This is a genomic window from Serratia sp. (in: enterobacteria), assembly GCF_046715635.1.
Classification (GTDB): Bacteria; Pseudomonadota; Gammaproteobacteria; order Enterobacterales; family Enterobacteriaceae; genus Chania.
The window spans coordinates 1-3,352 of the sequence record NZ_JBKJYW010000329.1 but is presented as its reverse complement, the minus strand read 5'-3'; the positions used below and the strand labels follow the sequence as shown (position 1 = coordinate 3,352).

Here is a 3,352-nt window from a genome sequence, read left to right as displayed (position 1 = left end):
TCCAGATCGGTCTTTACTTCACGTTGTTCGCTTTCTGTCATCTCTTTCAGCGTTAGTCTCTTCATTTTGGCAACCTGTGTTGTGAAGTTGACTTTCAGTGTACAGCATTTATGGCAAAGATATTGTTCTGTAGTTAGCAATAAACCTAGCAAACCTCTTCCAACAGTTCACGGGGGAAGCGGATAAATCGAACTTTATCATCGGGCGGCTATTCGCTGCGAGGGTTGCCGAATTTGTTGTCGTACTCGCGCCGATAGCCACGCGCCTTATTGCGATCGCGGATCCATAGATAGCCACAAACCAGGGCGACCACGGTTGAAAATGAAACATTACGCATATCCCGGTCATAGTAAAACACCAACAATGCATCCAGTGCCGCCACCAGGGCAAACCACTTATACATATGCGACTGCCGCCGCGTGGCGGCGTTAAGGCGTTTCAACTGTCTGGCTTCGTGCAAAACCGGTTTTTGCTGCATAGTCACTCATCATCAATCAGTCTAGTGGCTAAATTAGCAGAATATTCCCGTCCCCGTCATGAAGGAAAAGGGTTGTTAGGGCACTTTCTGCATCAGTTTAACAATCATGCGCTGACGGATTGAAATCGGCTAAAAATGTGATAGGTTATTTATTCACTATTTCCGGTTTTATATTCAGTAGGTGGCGATGATTGTCAGAACCTGGCACGGCTGCGTGCCGCTACAACATCGGCAAGGATTTGCCGATCATTTGCAGGTCACAGGCGTTAAGCAGGCTAAAGAGATTGCGGGCAACCGTGGCGCTTTTGTCAGGCAAGAGGTGCAGGGAGACTATGCGCATTTCTTTCTGGCAACCTATTGGGCCTCGCTGGAGGCCATCAAATGTTTCGCCGGTGAAGCCTATCAGGTGGCGGTAACTTATCCGGATGATGAAGCTTTCGAGCTGCTCTCCGATCCTTACGTGTTTCATCATCAGGTTGATGAAATCGTCGAGCTTTAACCTCGAATTCAACGTTATGCAGGGGATTACGATGAACAGCAAAACAGTACGCCCAGAAGAGATCGTCCAACAGCAGCTTGATGCCTACAATGCCCGTGATATCGACGCCTTTATGGCCTGCTGGGCGGACGATGCGCTGTATTATCAGCATCCGGATACGCTGCTTGCCCGTGGTAAAGGTGAAATTCGTGAGCGTCATATTACCCGCTTCCAAGAGCCCAGCCTGTATGGTGAGCGAATCAAACGGATGGTGGTGGAGAACCTGGTGATCGACCAGGAAGTGGTCACGCGCAATTTTCCACAGGGGCGCGGGAAGATGGACGTCATTGCCATCTATGAGATCGAGCAGGGGAAGATCGCCAAGGCCTGGTTCAAGATTGGGCCGTGTGAACTGGATGAGGGCGCGTTATAGCGCCCTTTGATTACAGAGCCAAAATGGCTTCGATCTCAACGTTGAGATCGGGCGAGAACAGCGCACTGACGGCCACCAGTGAGCTGGCAGGGAGCGCACCGTCCAGATAATCGAACAGGACGTCACGGATGGCGGCCAGGTCGGCTATCTCGGTCAGAAAGACGGTGATCTTGATCAGTGATTTAAGATTAGTGCCTTCGCTGGCAGCCACGGCCGCCAACTGTTCCAGTATGGCGCGTGCCTGATCCTGTACCGTTTGCCCCTGGGCTTCGGTGGCAAAGGCGGTCAGGCCAGAGACGTAAAGCGTATCGGCGTGGCGTACCGCGTGCACATAGGGTCCACCAGGCTTAGGTAATTTTGCATAGTTGGTACGTTTGATTAATGACATGATGACCCCCACGAGATAACCAAGAGCACGCACTCATCAGCGCGTGCAGCCGAAAGTTTTGCAGGATGCTGCCGGGTAATACTATCATCTCAGGCAGTCGTTCACGCAATTAAGGGTGCATAAGGGTGATCAACCAGGTATTTATTCCTTATCTGCAACGCTGGCAACTTGAGCCAGACGGGCAAGCGTTTGAAACCCACAGCAGCTTGTTGATGCCGGTGCGCTATCAAACGATGCCCGCAATGCTGAAAATTGCCCGCGAACAGGAAGAAAAATTTGGCGGTCTGCTGATGTGCTGGTGGCGCGGAGAAGGTGCTGCGCGGGTGCTGGCCTGGCATGATGACGGCATTTTACTGGAAAGGGCAATGGGGCCATTGTCATTGGCACAGCTGGTACGTAATGGCGAAGACCAGCGGGCAACGGCTATTCTGTGCCAGGTCATTGCCCGATTGCATGCGCCAAGAGACGAACCTTATCCCGATTTGATCCCCTTGGATCAGTGGTTTAATGCTTTATGGCCTGCAGCGCAGGCTCACGGAGGCATGCTGCGTCTGAGTGCCTCCGCCGCGGCAGAACTGCTGACCAGCCCGCGGGAACAAGGGGTGTTGCATGGAGATATTCACCATGACAACGTGCTGGATTTTGCCGAACGCGGTTGGCTAGTGATCGACCCCAAGCGCCTGTATGGCGAGCGCGGATTTGATTACGCCAATATCTTCTGCAACCCCAATTACGGTGTCGCCACCGATCCCGATATCTTCCATCGTCGCGTTGAACAGGTTTGTGCGCTGGCTGGATTGGAACGTTGCCGTCTGTTGCAGTGGATCCTGGCCTGGGCGGGGCTTTCCGCCGCCTGGTTTTTGGAAGATGGTGAGCAAGCAGATATCGATTTCCGTGTGGCAGAACTGGCAGCGCGTGCCTTGGGTATTGCGCTGCCGCAGGGTGATAGCGGATTTATTCTGCCAACCTTTGCAGGCCAATAGCGGGATTCAAGGCATTTTGCGACGTGGTAATGAGAAAATAGCGTAAGCCAGCACGCCGCCAATCAGCCCCCAGAACGCAGCCCCTACGTTTAACAGCGTCAACCCGGAAGCGGTGATCAGAAAAGTGATCATCGCAGCGTCTCGCTGTTTATCATCTTGGAGTGCTTGTTGCAAACTACCGGCAATGGTGCCTAATAATGCCAGCCCGGCGATGGTATGGATCAAGGTGACCGGCAGCGCGCTGAACAGCATGCCGATAGTACCGCCGAATACCCCAGCTAACAGATAAAAGCCACCGGCGGCCACGGCAGCCATATAACGGCGTTTGGGATCGGGATGAACGTCCGGGCCCATACAAATGGCGGCGGTGATGGCCGCAATACACACCGTGAAGCCGCCAAAGGGGGCCAGCACCAAAGCCGTCAGGGCCGTCCAACTGATTAAGGGAGAAGTGGGGACGTCATACCCGCCAGCCTTGAGAGTGGCGATGCCTGGCGCGTTCTGTGAGGCCATCGTCACGACAAAGAAAGGAATACCTATGCCCAGCAACGTCGACAGCGTGAAGTGCGGAGCGATAAATTCTGGCTTGGCG

General features: G+C 53.5%; 7 protein-coding genes. 3 read left to right on the top strand and 4 right to left on the bottom strand.

Features of this window, described 5'->3' with window-relative positions; all coding sequences use genetic code 11:
* A partial coding sequence (yjbD, locus tag ACLQ7H_RS17525; RefSeq protein ID WP_411753758.1) for a DUF3811 domain-containing protein occupies positions 1–65 on the bottom strand: 65 nt, incomplete at its 3' end.
* A 143-nt stretch (positions 66–208) separates the two neighbouring features.
* A complete protein-coding gene (locus ACLQ7H_RS17520; RefSeq protein WP_411753756.1) occupies positions 209–478 on the bottom strand; it encodes a hypothetical protein in 270 nt (89 codons plus the stop codon).
* Positions 479–665: 187 nt separating this feature from the next.
* Between ACLQ7H_RS17520 and ACLQ7H_RS17515 the strand changes: the two genes are divergently transcribed.
* On the top strand, positions 666–977 hold the full coding sequence (locus ACLQ7H_RS17515) for a hypothetical protein (RefSeq protein WP_411753755.1): 312 nt from the start codon (positions 666–668) through the stop codon (positions 975–977).
* Between the two features lie 31 nt (positions 978–1,008).
* Positions 1,009–1,389 (top strand): nuclear transport factor 2 family protein, encoded by a 381-nt coding sequence (locus tag ACLQ7H_RS17510; RefSeq protein ID WP_411753754.1) that lies wholly within the window; start codon positions 1,009–1,011, stop codon positions 1,387–1,389.
* Between the two features lie 10 nt (positions 1,390–1,399).
* Here ACLQ7H_RS17510 and ACLQ7H_RS17505 read toward each other — a convergent pair whose 3' ends face one another.
* On the bottom strand, positions 1,400–1,777 hold the full coding sequence (locus ACLQ7H_RS17505) for a RidA family protein (protein WP_411753753.1): 378 nt from the start codon (positions 1,775–1,777) through the stop codon (positions 1,400–1,402).
* Between the two features lie 128 nt (positions 1,778–1,905).
* On the opposite strand from ACLQ7H_RS17505, the gene ACLQ7H_RS17500 reads away from it, so the two are divergent.
* Complete coding sequence (locus ACLQ7H_RS17500) at positions 1,906–2,760, top strand: aminoglycoside phosphotransferase family protein (protein WP_411753757.1); 855 nt, start codon at positions 1,906–1,908, stop codon at positions 2,758–2,760.
* 6 nt (positions 2,761–2,766) lie between these two features.
* On the opposite strand, the gene ACLQ7H_RS17495 is transcribed toward ACLQ7H_RS17500, so the two are convergent.
* Positions 2,767–3,352 (bottom strand): benzoate/H(+) symporter BenE family transporter (locus ACLQ7H_RS17495; protein ID WP_411753752.1); only part of this gene is annotated, 586 nt, incomplete at its 5' end.